The 16,104-nt window shown below is 67.2% G+C and carries 8 protein-coding genes; 7 read left to right on the top strand and 1 reads right to left on the bottom strand.

Annotation, left to right across the window (positions count from 1 at the left end):
• Positions 1-53 precede the first annotated feature (53 nt).
• Positions 54-2,369, bottom strand: coding sequence for an EAL domain-containing protein (locus AB3X96_RS08985; RefSeq protein ID WP_368589427.1), 2,316 nt, complete (start codon positions 2,367-2,369; stop codon positions 54-56).
• A gap of 566 nt (positions 2,370-2,935) precedes the next feature.
• Between AB3X96_RS08985 and bcsD the strand changes: the two genes are divergently transcribed.
• From bcsD to AB3X96_RS08950, 7 genes are all read left to right on the top strand, one after another.
• Positions 2,936-3,391 (top strand): cellulose biosynthesis protein BcsD, encoded by a 456-nt coding sequence (gene bcsD, locus AB3X96_RS08980; RefSeq protein ID WP_368589426.1) that lies wholly within the window; start codon positions 2,936-2,938, stop codon positions 3,389-3,391.
• 174 nt (positions 3,392-3,565) lie between these two features.
• A complete protein-coding gene (bcsP, locus tag AB3X96_RS08975; RefSeq protein WP_368589425.1) occupies positions 3,566-4,423 on the top strand; it encodes a cellulose biosynthesis protein BcsP in 858 nt (285 codons plus the stop codon).
• The gene (gene bcsQ / locus AB3X96_RS08970; protein ID WP_368589424.1) at positions 4,420-5,208 is read left to right on the top strand and encodes a cellulose biosynthesis protein BcsQ; all 789 of its coding nucleotides are present in this window, start codon (positions 4,420-4,422) and stop codon (positions 5,206-5,208) included. The genes bcsP and bcsQ overlap by 4 nt, the downstream gene beginning before the upstream one ends.
• On the top strand, positions 5,205-7,412 hold the full coding sequence (bcsA, locus tag AB3X96_RS08965; RefSeq protein ID WP_368589423.1) for a UDP-forming cellulose synthase catalytic subunit: 2,208 nt from the start codon (positions 5,205-5,207) through the stop codon (positions 7,410-7,412). Before bcsQ ends, bcsA begins: the two co-directional genes overlap by 4 nt.
• Positions 7,413-7,415: 3 nt before the next feature.
• Positions 7,416-9,944 (top strand): cellulose biosynthesis cyclic di-GMP-binding regulatory protein BcsB, encoded by a 2,529-nt coding sequence (gene bcsB, locus AB3X96_RS08960; protein ID WP_368589422.1) that lies wholly within the window; start codon positions 7,416-7,418, stop codon positions 9,942-9,944.
• Between the two features lie 19 nt (positions 9,945-9,963).
• Positions 9,964-11,151 carry a cellulose synthase complex periplasmic endoglucanase BcsZ gene (bcsZ, locus tag AB3X96_RS08955; protein ID WP_368589491.1) on the top strand — a complete coding sequence of 396 codons (1,188 nt, stop codon included), beginning with the start codon at positions 9,964-9,966 and terminating at the stop codon, positions 11,149-11,151.
• Positions 11,142-15,788 carry a cellulose synthase subunit BcsC-related outer membrane protein gene (locus AB3X96_RS08950; protein ID WP_368589421.1) on the top strand — a complete coding sequence of 1,549 codons (4,647 nt, stop codon included), beginning with the start codon at positions 11,142-11,144 and terminating at the stop codon, positions 15,786-15,788. The genes bcsZ and AB3X96_RS08950 overlap by 10 nt, the downstream gene beginning before the upstream one ends.
• Positions 15,789-16,104: the final 316 nt, after the last annotated feature.

The following is a 16,104-nucleotide window of genomic DNA, read 5'->3' as shown; positions in this document are numbered from 1 at the left end:
GCGGCCGCAAAAGCCGCGGGCCGCCCCCCCCAATCCGCGCTCGCGGCCTTCCCCTACTCCCCCGCCGGCCAGGGCAAGCCTCGCGCCGACCAATCCAGCTCGACCCCCATCACACAGCGCCCGTTCGCCAATTGCACGGCCAGTGTCACCGCGATGCACGGCCGCCCGCTCGCGAGCGACAGATACGGATTACTGGTGATCGCCTCGCCGGGCAGCAGCACCGCATTGCGGAAGTACGGCCGATGATCCCAGCGCGCATCGCGCGGATTCGCGACCGGCTGCAGCGACGCGGCGTCCTTGCACCATGCCGGCCCGCGCACCTCGTGACCGATCTGGCGGCCGGTGTCGTCGAGAAGGAAGCAGCTGATGCAACGCTTGAAGGTCGCGAGCAGCGCGAACGCGTCGTCCATCGTGACGCCGGCGCGCAAGCCGTCGGCCGCGCGCCGCAGTTCGACCCGGTACGGCTCCAGCTCGGATTCGAACAACGCATACTGATGCGCGCGGCCCTGCGCGATCACGTCGAATGCATCGTCGATCTGGCGATGCACCGACTCGGGCGGCGCGATCTCGACAGCGGGCCGCCCGAGCAGATAGCCCTGCGCGAAATCGACATTCGACTCGACCGCGAGAATCAGCTCGTCGGTCGTCTCGACACCTTCGACGACCACCAGCATCCCCGCCTGATGCAGCAGCGACACGAGCTTCGGCAGGATCGGCTGCTGCGTGCCGTGCGTGGTCGCGCGAATCAGCTCGCCGTCGAGCTTCACGATGTCCGGCCGAATCCGCAGCAGCCGGTCGAGGTTCGACTGGCCCGCGCCGAAGTCGTCGACAGCGATCAGGAAGCCGTGCTGGCGATAGCGCGCCGCCGCGCGCGACATCTCGTCGACGCTGCCGCCATGCGATTCGAGGATCTCCAGAATCACGCGCTCGGGTTCGAGCCCCGCGGCGCGCACGATCTTCGTCAACTGGTCGGCATAGCCGTCGGCGACGAAGGTGGACGGCAGGATGTTCAGGAACAGCCACGCATCGCCGGGCAGCGCGCGGCGCGCGTTGCCGAGATGCACCGCATGGCTCGCGCGGTCGAGCGCGCCTTCGTCGCTCGACGGCTTCGGCGCGAACATCACGACCGGCGGCACCAGCGTGCCGTCGTCGTGCTCGCCGCGCAGCAGCGCCTCGAAACCGACCTGCTTCTGATGCGACAGGCTGTAGAGCGGCTGGAAGTGCGAGATCAGATAGAAGTCTTCCCAGCGGTAACGCGGCGCAAGCACGTCGTCGAACGGCGGCTGCAGCGCGTCGAACGGTAGCGCGCGCTCCGCGCAGACACGGTTGCGGCCCGTCTGCTTTGCGCGCAGCAACGCTTCGTCCGCGCGATCGAGCAGCACCATGAAGCTTTCGCCGCGCCGGTGCTCGGCCACGCCGAAGCTCGCGGTGAGATTGCCGTCCGGCCGTTCGATCGCGGCGATGTCGAGGCGCAGCCGCTCGGCGAATTGCAGCGCGCCGGTGAGGTCGTCGTCGATCAGCAGCGCGAACTCTTCACCGCCGATGCGGCTCACGCTGTGGTAAAGCGCGACCGCGTCCTTCAGCACCTGCGCGACCTGAAACAGCGCATGGTCGCCGACCGCGTGGCCGAAGCGGTCGTTGAGCGACTTGAAGCTGTCGATGTCGAGGAAGATCGCGCTGATCTGCGCGCCCGGCGCCAGCGTGTCGAGTCGTCCCTCCGCGTGCTTGACGAACGAGCGGCGGTTTTGCAGGCCGGTCAGCGAATCTGTTGCGGCGAGCTGGGCGAGCTGGCCTTCGAGCAGAAAGTGATTGCGCCGGAAATGATAGAAGGCGAAATGGAACACCGCCGTCGTCGGCGCGCCGATCGCGATGACCCACGTCCACACGGCCACGTTGACCTCGGTTGCATGAGTTTTGCCGCGCAGCAGCGCGATGGCTACCGCGTAGAACAGCGCGCTGCCGGTGGCGAAATGCGCGGGCGTGAGCCATATCGGCGCCGCGCAGATCGGTATCACGACGAACGCCGGCAAGAGCCACGGCAACGGCTGTGCCAGGCCTTGCGCATTCAGCACGAGCCCGCCGATCAGCACCAGCTCGTACGCGACACAGATTGCGCCGAACAGCGCCGTCGATTTCGTGGATGGGATCGCCAGTACCAGCAGCGCAAGCACGAACGCGCACAGTAGCCGGTACCCGAGCGGCGCGGCCGGTGCGCCGACCAGTTCGCGCGCCGCCACCATCGACAGGAACGCAAGCACCGTGAAGCCCAGCTTCACGAGGGCAAGCGGCCGCTGATGCTCGAGCGAGCGCCGGTGAAAGCGCTCACGCATACTCGGCTGGGACGGGTGCTGCGTTGGGATGGCAGACATAAAGGCTGATCAGGCTGGGTTTCCGGTCACTCCGCCAATGGTTATCGGCAAACGTTCGATAAACATTTATGGCTAACGTGAGACAGACGACGTATAAATTGCGACGCGCTCACTACGCGCCGCCATCACCCGATCGCGCCCCGCCGCTTTCGCCGCGTACCCATTACGAATTGTTTGAATCGGAGATCGTTCTCGGCCATTGCCGGCAAGCGACGATTACTTTCATTGCGGTTTCAGGCAATTCCGCAATTCGATTCGCGCGAATTACCACCCGCCGAATGCATGATTTCTATGTTGCGCAAGCCTTTTTGCATGAAGCAAAGGCAAACGTTTCGATTTAGTTTGAATCAGCAAAAATTACGTAATTCATGTGTCTCGCATGCGCATCAATGGAAAGTGGCTAAAAGTCACTGTCTTAAGTAGACTTCTGACGAGTGTGCCGGACACGCTAGACATTCCGGCAGAAATGGCGTAAATGGCGCGGCGTGCGATTGCCGAACGACTCCGCTGCTCAATTGGGCAAACGTTTGCGAATGCGCAACGGGCAGCGACCACTTCCGAAAAACATGGTCCCAATCCTCGAATATCTGCTCGAACGCCAGATCTCACCGCAGTGGCGCGGCACGCTGAGCGCACTGGCGAGCGAGTTCGAAGCGCAAATCGGTCGCGACGAATTGCGTCAGCTGATGCATCGCGTCGGCAATCGTTTCGCGCTCGCGCATCCACTGCCCGCCTGCTCATCGACGGCCGAGCTCGAGCAGGTGTTGAACGCTCACTGGGATCAGATGGATTGGGGTTATGTCGCACTCGCCGATGAGGCGGAGTCGCTGCGCATCATTCACTATTGCGCGCCGCTGCCGGCCTTCGGCGATTCGGCGCTCGCCTGGACGCCGGCGTTTCTCGAAGGCGCCTATCAGACGTGGTTGAGCGCGTTGGGCGCGCAGGGTTTGTCGGTGGTGCAGACGAGCGCATTCGGCGAGGACAGCTCGCTCGAATTCCGCCTCGGCCGTCATCCCGCCTGAGCATCAGCGGCTCTGCAGAACGACATACCAGGTTCAAGACAGTGCGGTAGTAATGCAAAAAATGTGCGACGTCGATACAGCCGACGCGTGGAAGCAGGAAAGGCAGTTCAAATAAAACAGCGCTCCGAGACATCGGCTCGGGGCAATGCACGGTATGTACCAGACGACGGCATCATGAGTTCATCGAGCGACATCGAAAAACTGTTCGAGCAATTCGGCGGCGACGCCAACGCGTACCAGGAGATCGGTCGCGAAAACGACGCGCGCGCCGCGCGCACCCGTTGGCCGCTGCTCGTCACGCTCGAACTGACGCAGCCGGCCATTCCGGCGATCGGCCAGCTTCGCGACCCGAAACAGCAGCCGCCGGCGAGCGTGGCGCCACGGCCGGTCGCCGTCCATGAAGACACGACGCCGAAAGACATGGCATCGGTGACGCGCGCGAAGGCGCCGCTGTTCACGCGCCCTCACCGGCGTGACATTCCACCGGTGCCGGCGACTCCCGCGCAGCCGGCGGCGCCGAGTGGCGCGTCGCGCTTCAGTACCGCTGATGGACCCGACGAGGCTGCCGCGCGCGCGGCGGCGGCCGTCGCATCATCGGGCATCGGCGCCGCGCCGGGCGTCCCCGTTGCCGCCGCGTCCGCGCCGATCCCGCCGATCCCGCCGATCCCGCCGATATCCGCACCGGCTCCGGCAGCGTCGCAAGCTTCGGTTCCACCGACCGCGCCCGCATGGGTCGCACCCAGCGTCAGCGCCGCACCGGCAGCGCCGACGCAACCGTTACAGGCCACGCAACCTACCTACGCTGTCCCGCCCGCGCAACCGGCCCAACCGCCGTCGATCCTCGGCAAGATGTTTGCCGCGCAGAATCCATCCGCGCCGCCGCAAGCTGCCGTGCCCGCGCCCCAAACCACGTCGCTGAACTCGCTCTTCGACCGTCTGCGCGGCACGCCCGTGCAAGGCGCCCAGCCATCCGGCGGTCCCGCGCGCGGCGGCTTCCCGTCCTGGCTCAGCAACGGTTCGCGTCGGCCATGAAGGTCATTGCCGTGGTATCCGCCAAAGGCGGGGTCGGCAAGACCACCCTCGCCGCCAATCTCGCCTCCGTGCTCGCCAACAGCGGCCGGCGCGTGATCGCCCTCGATCTCGATCCGCAGAACGCCTTGCGTCTGCACTTCGGCGTGCCGCTCGACAGCATCGACGGCGTGTCGCGCGCAACGCTCTCCGGCAACCCGTGGCAAACGGTGATGTTCGACGGCATCGACGGTGTGACGGTGCTGCCCTATGGCGCGCTGCTGGAAGATGATCGCCGCCGCCTCGAGGCCCATATCGACCAGCATCCGCAATGGCTCGCGCAGTCGCTGCAGAACCTGCGGCTCGATGCGGCCGACATCGTCATCATCGACACGCCGCCCGGCTCGTCGGTCTACGTGCGAACCGCGCTGAGCGCGGCCACCTTCGCGCTGAACATCGTGCTCGCCGACGCCGCGTCGTACGCGGCGATCCCGCACATGGAGCGGCTGATCGAAACCTACGCGGCGCCGCGCGCGGACTTCGGCGGCGTCGGCTACGTGGTCAACCAGATCGACCAGTCGCGCCAGCTGACCAAGGACGTGCTGAAGGTGTTGCGCCAGATGCTCGCCGGCAAGGTGTTCCCCGGCGTGATTCATCTCGACGAAGGCGTCAGCGAAGCGCTCGCCTGCGACACGACGCTGATCCACTACGATCCACTGAGCCAGGCCGCCGCCGATTTGCGCGCGTGCGGCGCGTGGCTCATGGCGGCGCTCGACGCGATCGCCGCCCAGCCGAGGAACGTCGCATGAGCAGCCCAGCCTCCTCCCGCGAACCCGAGGGCGGCGAGCCTTCGCGGTTCGAACGCTTCATCGAAGCGAGCTTCTGGAACAGCCGCATCGTCACCGGGCTCGTCACGCTGCTCGCGCTGTACATGCTGTACTTCGTGTTCACGGTGCCGCTCGAGGTCTATCAGCAGCTGACCTTCGCGACGCTGTGCTTCGTGCTCGCGCTGATGTTTCGGCGTCTGCCCGGCCGCTACGCGACGATGGTGATGATCATGCTGTCGATCGTCGCGTCGGGCCGCTACATGTACTGGCGTCTGACCGAAACGACCGGCTGGGAGCAGCCGCTCGACGCCGCCTGGGGTTTGCTGCTCGTCTCCGCCGAGGTCTACGCGACGCTCGTGCTGATGCTCGGCTACTTCCAGACCGCGTGGCCGCTCAAGCGCAAGCCGATGCCGCTGCCCGCCAATCGCGACGAATGGCCGACCGTCGACGTGTTCATCCCGACCTACAACGAGCCGCTCGCCGTCGTGAAGCCGACCGTCTACGCGGCGCTCGCGCTCGACTACCCGGCCGACAAGATGTCGATCCACGTGCTCGACGACGGCCGCCGCCCGGAGTTCAAGGCGTTCTGCGAGGAAGTCGGCGTGAACTGGACGATCCGCACGAACAACCGTCACGCGAAGGCCGGCAACATCAACGAGGCGATGAAGATCACGAGCGGCGAGTACCTCGCGATCTTCGACTGCGATCACATCCCGACCCGCTCGTTCCTGCAGATCGGCCTCGGCTGGTTCCTGCGCGACAAGCTGCTGTCGATGCTGCAAACGCCGCACCACTTCTTCTCCCCCGACCCGTTCGAGCGCAACCTCGGCACCTTCCGCAAGGTGCCGAACGAAGGCGAGCTGTTCTACGGCCTCGTGCAGGACGGCAACGATCTGTGGAACGCGACGTTCTTCTGCGGCTCGTGCGCGCTGTTGCGCCGGAACATGGTCGAAGAGATCGGTGGCATCGCGGTGGAAACCGTGACCGAAGACGCGCACACCGCACTGAAGCTGCACCGCCTCGGCTACACCACCGCGTATCTGGCGATTCCGCAGGCCGCCGGCCTCGCGACCGAAAGCCTGTCGGGTCACATCGGCCAGCGCATCCGCTGGGCGCGCGGCATGACGCAGATCTTCCGGATCGACAATCCGCTCACCGGCAAGGGGCTGAAGATCGGCCAGCGGCTCTGTTATCTGAACGCGATGATGCACTTCTTCTACGGCGTGCCGCGTCTCGTGTTCCTGACCGCGCCGCTGTCGTACCTGTTCTTCGGCGCGCATGTGATCGAAGCGGCGGCCAGCACGATCGCGATCTACGCGCTGCCGCACATGATGCACGCGAGCATCACGAACTCGCGGATGCAGCGCATGTTCCGCCATTCGTTCTGGGCCGAGGTGTACGAGTCGGTGCTCGCGTCGTACATCACCGCGCCGACGCTGCTCGCGCTGATCAATCCGAAGCTCGGCAAGTTCAACGTGACGGCCAAGGGCGGCGTGATCGAGAAGAGCTACTTCGACTGGTCGATCTCGCGGCCGTATCTGTTCCTGCTGCTGCTGAACCTGCTCGGCTTCCTCGCGGGTCTCGTGCACATCTATCTGAACTGGCACGTGCGCAGCATCGTCGAGACCACGCTGCTCAATCTCGCGTGGACCAGCTACAACATGCTGATCCTCGGCGCGAGCGTGGCCGCCGCGAGCGAGCGTCGCCAGATCCGCGCGGTGCCCCGCGTCGCGATGAAGATGCCGGTGATGCTGAAGTTCTCGACCGGCCGCACGCTCGCATGCGAAACGATCGACTACTCGGAAGGCGGTGTCGGTGTCGCGCTGCCCAGCATGATCGAAGTGCCGATGCAGGAGCCCGTGACCGTGTCGCTATTCCGCGGCGACGAAGAGTACGCGTTTCCCGCCACCGTCAGTTTTACCGGGCCGGGCCGCGTGGGCCTGCGCTTTTCGTCGTTGTCGCCCGAACAGGAGTACGAGTTCGTGAAGACCACCTTCGCCCGCGCGGACGCGTGGACCGGCTGGGCCGAGGGACGCGAGACGGACACGCCGCTGCGCGGCCTGTCGCATGTGCTGAGGGTCGGCGTGCGCGGCATCGCAGGTCTGTTCGAGCATCTGTACGACGACTTGCGCAGTTCGATCAAAAGCCGTCCCGCGGACGTCAAGAAGCTAAAAACGAAAGACTGATCTATGGGCTACCGGATGCCGAACGACAAGACCGAACACCCGGCTCACGGGCGCAACAGCACGGAACCCCAATCGCGTCTGTTCGCCCTCCACCGCTCGCGACACTCGCGGCGAATCATGCGCGGCGTCGCCTGCTGGCTTGCGCTGCAGACCGCGCTGGCGTCGTTCGTGCCGCTCGCTGAAGCGGCTGCGCCGGCAGCCGCCGGCGCGGCGCAAACCCCGCAAGTCGCGACCGGTGTCGGCAATGTGCCCGCGCCGAGCGCGGCGGTACCGTTCGATCCGAACGCAATCGCTCAGGACCAGCTCGCCGCGCCGACGCCCGCGCTCGCGGCGTCGTCGGTGAAGGCGCTCGGCATGCGCACGCCGACTACCGCCGAGCCCGGCACGCTGGTGCCCGGAGGCCGTCGTCAAACGCTAACGTTTGCCGACTTCGGCGCGCTCGACCCGCTGCAACTGCGCGGCGTCGACGGCCAGAACGGCATCGCGTTCTCGGTGCGCGGCGACGAGGTCGTGACCGGCGCGACACTGCATCTGATCTACAGCTACTCGCCCGCGCTGCTGGCGAACCTGTCGCAACTGAAGGTGCTGATCAACGGCGAGGTCGCCGCGACACTGCCGCTTCCGCACGAGCAGGCCGGCATGCTGGTCGCACGCGACATCACGATCGATCCGCGCTTCATCACCGACTTCAACCACCTGAACCTGCAACTGATCGGCCATTACACGACCGCCTGCGAAGACCCCGCGAACTCGTCGCTGTGGGCGACGATCAGCAACGCGAGCTCGCTCGACCTGACCTACTCGTCGCTCGCGACGAAGGCGGAACTGGCCGCGCTGCCGCAGCCGTTCTTCGACCGCCGCGACGTGCGCCGCCTCGAACTGCCGTTCGTGTTCGCGCAGAAACCCGGCGACGGCACGCTCGAAGCGGCCGGCATCGTCGCGTCATGGTTCGGCTCGCTCGCCGGCTATCGCGGCGCGCTGTTTCCGACCCAGCTCGACAACCCGCCGCTGTCAGGCAACGCGGTCGTGTTCGCGACCAGCGACCACCATCCGGCCGGCGTGACGATTCCGGAGATCACCGGGCCGACCATCGCGGTGGTCGAGCGCGATGCGAACGCGCGCGGCAAGCTGCTGCTCGTGCTCGGCCGCGACGAGGCCGAGCTGAAGACCGCCGCGAAGTCGCTCGGCATCGGCCATAGCACGCTGTCCGGCGCGAGCGCGACGATTACGTCGCTGAACGCGATCACGCCGCGCGTGCCGTACGACGCGCCGAACTGGCTGGCGACCGACCGCGCGGTGCGCTTCGGCGAACTCGCCGATCCGAAGGACCTGACCGTGTTCGGCTACGACGCCGACGCGGTGCGCATCAACATGCGTGTGGCGCCCGATCTGTTCATGTGGCACACGCGCGGCGCGCCGATCGCTCTGCGCTACCGCTACACGGTGCGACCCAAGCGCGACCGCTCGTCGCTGAACATCAGCGTGAACAACGGCTTCGTGCAGGCGCTGCCGATTCCGGCACGCTCTACGTCGGTGTTCGAGCTGAGCCGCTACTTCAACCTGATCATGCCCGACGGCACCGCCGACGCGCGCCGCAACATCCGCATCCCGCCGCTCCTGATGACGCCGCGCACACAGCTGCGCCTGCACTTCTACTACGACATCCCGAACACCGGCGAATGCACGGGCCGCCTGCTGCAGAACGTGGTCGGCGCGATCGATCCGAACTCGACGATCGATCTGTCGTCGTTCCCGCACTACATGGCGCTGCCCGACCTGGCCGCGTTCGCCAACAGCGGCTTCCCGTTCACGCGGATGGCGGATCTCTCCGAAACCGCCGTCGTGCTGCCGGACGACCCGGACGCGAGCGACTACAGCCTGTATCTGCTGACGATGGGCCGGATGGGCGAATCGACTGGCTTTCCGGTCGCCGGTGTGACCGTCACCCATGCGGCCGAGGTCGACCACTTCGCGGACAAGGACCTGCTGGTGTTCGGCGCGCCCGGCAAGCAGCCGCTGCTGCAGCGCTGGTCGAAGTCGATGCCGTTCTCCAGTAACGGCGACGCGCACACGTTCCAGCTCACCGACCTCGTGTTCAAGCTGCGCGACTGGTGGCACGGCGAGCGCGGCGTCGAGCGCACACCCGCGCGCGCCGATCTGACGATGGTCAGCTCGAACGGCGCGGCGCTCTTGACCGGCTTCGAGTCGCCGCTGCAGAGCGGCCGCAGCGCGGTTGCGCTGATCAGCGCGGCCGGTCCGTCGGACGCCGACCTGTCCGCCGCGCTGCTCGACGCCGACGTGCTGCCGAAGATTCAAGGCGCGATGGCCGTGATCCATGGCCGCGACGTCACCATCACGTCGAACGGCTCCGCATACTATGTCGGCCATTTGTCGCCGCAGGAGTATCTGCGCTGGGCGCTGTCGTCGCATCCGCTGCTGCTGTTGTTCGGCGGCGTGCTCGCCGCGCTGATCATCGCGGGCCTGTGCTACCGGACGCTGCGCGCGCTTGCCGCGCGTCGACTGAAGGACTGATGGAACGGATATGACTCGTATGCGGTTTCGGATGGACAGAAGAAGCTCTTTTGCGCTGGCGCTCGGGATCGGCATCGCGGCGTCGGCGAGTCTTGCGGCTTCGAGCGGCACCGCTCAGGCCGCGCAGAACGGCGCCGCCTGCGGCGACTGGAGCGCCTGGCGAACCTTCGTGCAACGCTTCGTGCAGGCCGACGGCCGCGTGATCGACTACTCGACGCCGACCCAGCAGACCACCTCGGAAGGCCAGTCCTACGCGCTCTTTTTCGCGCTGGTCGCCAACGACCGCGCGACCTTCGACAAGCTGCTCGGCTGGACCCGCGCGAATCTCGCGGGCGACCAGTTCGACCCGCAGAGCGTGCGGCTGCCCGCGTGGCAATGGGGCAAAAAGCCGGACGGCTCGTACGGTGTGCTCGATCCGAATTCGGCATCGGATTCCGACCTCTGGATCGCCTACGATCTGTTGCAGGCGGGCCGTCTGTGGCACAACCCCGCCTACACGCAGCTCGGTCAGGCGCTGGCCGAGCGCATCGCGCACGACGAAGTCGCGAATCTGTCCGGCCTCGGGCCGATGCTGCTGCCGGGCGTGCAGGGTTTCAGGAACGGCAGCGTCACGCGTCTGAACCCGAGCTATCTGCCGCTGCCGGTGCTGCGCGCGCTCGCGCACGAGGTGCCGGACGGCCCGTGGGCCAAGCTCGCCGACAACGCCTACCAGTTCGTCAAAACCGTGTCGCCGCAAGGCTTCGCGCCCGACTGGGCGGCGTGGCAGAACGGCCGGTTCGTCGTCGATCCGAAGAACGGCGACGTCGGCAGCTACGACGCGATCCGCGTCTATCTGTGGGCCGGCCTCGCGTCGCCCGCCGATCCGCTCGCGAAGCCGTGGCTCGGCGCGCTCGGGGGCATGCGCGCGAAGGTCGCGCAGAACGGCTTCCCGCCGGAGAAGGTGTCGTCAACCACTGGTGCGTCGAGCGGCGAAGGCCCGCTCAGCTACTGGGGCGCGCTCGCGCCGTACTTCAAGACGCTGGGTGACGAGCACGGCCTCGGCCTCGCGCGCACGCGGCTCGCCGCGCTCGACGCGAGCGTGCCGGGCCGCGAACCGGTCTACTACGATCGTGTGCTGGGTCTGTTCGGCACGGGGTTCATCGATGGCCGCTTCCGCTTCGATGAAGCCGGCAGTCTCGTGCCCGCGTGGAGGGCCGCATGCGATTGAACGCTCTGGCCGCGTCGCTGCGCATCGCGCTGTCCGTCGGCGCGGTGCTCTGCGCGGCCGCGACCGCGCCTGATGCGCTCGCGCAGGCGACCCAAGATCCGCTCACCGTGCTGATCGATCAGGGCAAGTACTGGCAGTCGCATCAGCGCGGCGATCTCGCCGAGCAGGCCTGGCAGAAGGTGCTCAGCATCGATCCGAAGCAGCCCGACGCGCTGTTCGGCATGGGCATGGTGCTGGCCGACCGCAAGGACGGCGCCGGCGCGCAGCAGTACCTCGCGCGGTTGAAGGCGGCCGCGCCGAACTATCCGAATCTCGATGAGCTCGGCCGCCGGCTGGGCCAGACCAGCCCGCGCGATCAGACGATCAACGAAGCGCGCCGGCTCGCGCAAGCCGGTCAGAGCGCGAGTGCGGTGCAGGAGTATCAGCGCGCGCTGACCGGCAAGCCCGCCACGCCGCAGTTGCAACTCGAGTACTACCAGGCGCTGTCGGCGACGCCGCAGGGCTGGGACGAAGCGCGCCGGGGCCTCGAACAGCTCGCGCACGACAACCCGAACGACCCGCGCTTCGCACTCGCGTACGCGCAGCATCTGACCTATCGCGACGTCACGCGGCGCGACGGTATCGCGCGGCTGCAGAAGCTCGCGGGCGACACCTCGGTCGGCGCGGCGGCGAAAAAGAGCTGGCGCCAGGCGCTGCTGTGGCTCGATGCGCGGCCCTCCGACGCCGCGCTGTACGAGTCGTTTTTCCAGACCGCCGGTGAAGATGCCGCGGTGAAGGCGCGCTTCGACTCGATGGTGCAGCAGGACAGCGCGGCGCGCGCCCGCGCGCAGCAAAACGCCGCCGCCGACGCGCGCGGCCGCGTGATCGCCGAGGGCTTCGCCGCACTCGACCGCGACGATATCGTGACCGCGCGCGCCAGGTTCTCGTCGGTGCTCGCAAACAGTCCTAACGATACCGACGCGCTCGGCGGCATGGGCATCGCCGCGCTGAAGCAGGAGCATTTCGCCGACGCGCGCAACTACCTGGAGCGCGCCTCGCGCGGCCCCAATCCGGCGCGCTGGAAAACCGCGCTCGACAGCGCGACCTACTGGACCTACACGAGCGAAGCGATCGGCGCGCGCAGCAACGGCGAGTTCGCGAAGGCGAAGGCGCTGTTCGAGCGCGCAATCGCGCTGAATCCTTCGGACGTGACCGCGCAGGTGCAGCTCGGCGAAATGCTGCTTCAGACCGGCGACCCGGCCGGCGCCGAGCAGGCGTACCGGATGGCGCTGCGCCGCCAGGCCGACAACCCCGACGCGATTCGCGGCCTCGTCGGCGCGCTCGCCGCGCAGGGCCGCGCCGACGAGGCGCTGCAGTTCGCCAATCAGCTGAACGCGGAGCAACAGGCGAAGGTCGGCGGCATCGACCGTTTGCGCGGCGATGCGCAGGCGGCGCAGGCACGCGCGGCCGAAGCGCGCGGCGATCTCGGCACCGCGCGCAGCCTGTTCGAGGACGCGCTGCTGAACAAGCCCGACGATCCGTGGCTGCGGCTCGACCTCGCGCGCATCTATGTGCGCCAGGGCGCGGTCGCGAATGCGCGCAGCATGATGGACGGCCTGCTCGCCACCCATCCGGACATGACCGATGCGCTGTACGCGAGCGCGCTGCTGTCGGCGGAAACCCAGGACTGGTCGACCGGTCTCGCGCAGCTCGACCGCATTGCGCCCGCGCAGCGCACCGACGCGATGACGACGCTGCAGCATCGGCTGTGGGTGCATCAGCAGGCCGATCTCGCGACGCGCATGGCGAAGAACGGCCAGACGCAGCAGGCCATCGCGACCTTGCGCGCCGCCGAGCCGGTGGCCGGCAACAACCCCGAGCTGATCGGCGTGATCGCCGGCGCGTACCAGCAGGCCGGCGATCCGAGCCGTGCGCTGAGTCTCGTGCGCGCCGCGATGAGTGCGGCGCCGGGCAACACCGATCTGCTGCTGCAATACGCGGGCATTCTGTCCGCGGCCAACCAGCAGGTCGAGCTCGGCAACGTGATGCGCCAGTTGCAGAGCATGCAATTGACGCCGCAGCAGCGCACCGACTTCGACAACCTGAATCTCGGCATCGTCATCCGGCAGGCTGACGCAGTACGTCTGCGCGGCGATCTCGCGAGCGCCTACGAGGTGATCGCGCCGTGGCTCGCCGCGATGCCCGACAACCCCGACCTGCAGGCCGCGCTCGGCCGCATGTACGCGAGCGCGGGCGACGACCGCAACGCGCTCACGAGCTTCCGCGTCGCGCTGCAGCGCCGCCCCGACGACCTGAGCCTGCTGCAGGCGGCGATCTCGGCCGCGGCCGGCTCGAAGCAGTTCAGCTACGCCGAAACGCTCGCGAACCAGGCGCTCGCCCTCGCACCGAACGATCCGGGCGTACTCGCCACCGTGGGCCGCATGTATCGCGCCCAGGGCAAGCTGTCGCTCGCGTCGACCTATCTGCAACGCTCGCTGGTCGCGGCCAATACGCCGCTGGTCGCGAACGCGCCCCGTACCGCAGGCGGCAACGTGCCGCGCGGCTGGGAAGCGGCGATGAGCCAGATCGGCGCGACGCCGCTGCCGGGCACCAATCCATTCGAAGGCAAGACGGCGATCGCGACTTCGAGCGACGCCGACCATGCCGCGCGTCCCGCGCTTCCGTTCCTGAATACGCAGTCTTCCTCGCCGACGCAGACCGTGCCGAACTATCCGCCGCCCCCTCCGCCCGCGCCGTATGTCGCGCCTTATACGGCGCCCGCCGCGGCGCCTTATAACGCGCCTGCCGCGCCGCCCGCACCCGTTGCTGCCCCGTATGGAGCGCCCCGCTCCGCCGCCGAAGTCGGCGGCTACGGCCAGGAATCCTACGGCTCGAACCAGTCGGGCGCGCCGTTGCAGCCTTATCCGGGGCAAGGCCCAGCGCCCATGCAGCCGATGCCGCAGCAGCAGTACAACGCGGGTTATCCGCAGCCGCAGCCTTATGCGCAGCAGCCGGCGTATCCGCAGCAGCCCTACGGCGCGCAGGACGGCTATGCGGCCACACCATGGCCGATGTCGCCGGCCGCGCGAGAAGCGCAGGCCAACGCCGCATCGACGACGCCGCTGCCGTACGGATCGACACGCGCCAGCACGAAGAAGAACACGAAGAAGAGCACCGCGAAAACGAGCCAACCCGCGCCGGTCTACGCGCAGCAACCGCCGCCGTATCCGCAGCAGCAAGGCTACGCGCAGCCGTATCAGCCATATCAGCCGTACCCACAGCAGCAGCCCTATCAACCGCAGCCGCCATACCCGAATCAGGGCTACTACGCGCAGCAGCCGTACATTCCGCAACCGCCGGCCGGCTACGCGCAGTCGTACTACCCGCCCGGCGGCAGCGCACAGAACAACCCGCAGACGAACGCCGCGAACGCGCAGACGCTCGGCGTCGCCGAAGAGCTCGCGCAGATCAATCGAGAGCAGTCGAGCACCGTGTCGGGCGGCCTGATCTTCCGCAATCGCGTCGGCGAGGACGGCCTGTCGTCGCTCACCGACATCGAGGCGCCGATCCAGGGGCGCATCAAGGCGGGCAACGGCCACGTGGTCGTGAGCGCGACCCCGGTCACGCTCGACGCCGGCACCGCGTCGAACAGCACCTCGACGCTCGCGCGCTTCGGCGCGGGGCTTTCGACCGACTCGTCAAAGAACGCCGCGCAAAACGGCAACAACAACTACGGCAGCCAGACCGCGAGCGGTGTGGGGCTGTCGGTCGGCTACGACAGCCGCAGCATCAGCGGCGATATCGGCGTGACGCCGATCGGCTTCCGCGAGACCAACATCGTCGGCGGCGCGCAATACAACGGCGGCATCACCGACAAGGTGTCGTACTCGATCGCGGTCGCGCGGCGCGCGGTGACGGACAGCCTGCTGTCGTACGCGGGCGCGCGCGATGCGGCCGCCGGCCTCGAATGGGGCGGCGTCACATCGACCGGCGCGCGCGCCAGCCTCACGTGGGACGACGACACGAGCGGCCTGTACGTGAACGCGTCGTATCAGCACTACATGGGCACCAATGTGCCGAGCAACAACGCGGTCAAGGGCGGCGGCGGCGTCTACACGCGTCTGCTGAAAGACGCCGACCAGACGCTGACGGTCGGCGTGAACACGACGATCATGGGCTACAACCGCAATCTGTCGTTCTTCACGTACGGCCAGGGCGGCTACTTCAGTCCGCAGCAGTACGTGATCCTGAATCTGCCGGTCGAATGGTCGGGCCGCGCGGGCCTGTTTACGTACGACGTGAAAGGCTCGATCGGCGTGCAGCATTACCGCGAGGACGCGTCGAACTACTTCCCGCTGAACGACGGCTCGTCGCGCCAGGGCGACGCGGCCGCCGCCGCGCAATCCCTCGGCAACGGTCTGACCGCCGTCTACCCGGGGCAGAGCAAGACCGGTGTGTCGTATTCGATCAGCGGCGTCGGCGAATATCAGCTCGCGCCGCAGCTCGCGGTCGGCGCAACGGCGTCGTTCGGCAACGCTTATGAGTATCGCGAGTGGCTTGCGGCCGTGTACGTGCGCTATAGCTTCAACAAGCAGACCGGTTTGCAGCCGTTCCCGCCAGTGCCGTTGACTTCGCAGTATCTGTCGTTGTCCAACTGACGCCTCAGTTTCATTCGCATCCCCTCGCATAGCGCGTACGGCGCGTATCGATCGACGCCGGAAATGCGGGCGCTTCTTCCGCTTTCGCTGTGCAGCAAACGCACTTCGCGGTAAATGTTGCCCGTGCATCGAACGACGTGCCGAATCGGTACGTTTTCGGACATGGCTGCTTACCCGGCAAAACCCCGAATAGCGTCCGCGAAGCATCAACGGTATGGCGATGTGCCATACAATAATTGCAGCTCGCGAGGCTGCGCGAAGCCTGCGAAGCTTCAGTCCCGAGCCGACCATTTTCGACGTGAATTCAGGTGGAGCG

Source organism: Paraburkholderia sp. BR13439, assembly GCF_040948805.1.
Taxonomy (GTDB): Bacteria; Pseudomonadota; Gammaproteobacteria; order Burkholderiales; family Burkholderiaceae; genus Paraburkholderia; species Paraburkholderia youngii.
This window is presented reverse-complemented; position numbering and strand designations above follow the sequence as displayed.